Raw genomic sequence first — 514 nt, forward strand, 5'->3', positions numbered from 1 at the left:
GCAGCAGGTTTTGGTTTTGTTTGTGCGAAAGCGCAGCGACAGCAACAGCAGGTTTGGGTTTTGTTTGTGCGAAAGCGCAGCGACAGCAACAGCGGGTTTTGGTTTTGTTTGTGCGAAAGCGCAGCGACTGCAACTGCAGGTTTTGGTTTTGTTTGTGCGAAAGCGCAGCGATAGCAACAACAGGATTTGGTTTTGTTTGTGCGAAAGCGCAGCGACAGCAACAACAGGTTATGGTTTTGTTTGTGCGAAAGCGCAGCATATCTTGTTTTTTATCCTACTCACTTTAAAAATATACTTTGCAGCAGTAATCATTATGACGTACATTAATACACTTCGTTTATCTTTTCTTAGCGTTATTGTTTTGTCGGTTGGCAAACGTGACATTTACGTTGTTGTTTATTTTTTATCTTTGTAAATGTTTTTTCTATCTTGCTTCCTCTGGCACATTTAAATAATATCTTTTGAGAAATAGCGTGATATTGAGTTGTTAGCTACTTACTTTCCGAATTTGTTT

1 protein-coding gene is annotated in these 514 nt (G+C 39.5%); it reads left to right on the plus strand.

Features of this window, described 5'->3' with window-relative positions:
- The coding region (locus ABNX05_RS26205) for a hypothetical protein (RefSeq protein ID WP_349662355.1) at positions 1–415 on the plus strand (415 nt) is incomplete at its 5' end.
- Between the last annotated feature and the right edge of the window lie 99 nt (positions 416–514).

This window comes from Lysinibacillus zambalensis (assembly GCF_040183165.1).
GTDB classification, from domain to species: Bacteria; Bacillota; Bacilli; order Bacillales_A; family Planococcaceae; genus Lysinibacillus; species Lysinibacillus zambalensis.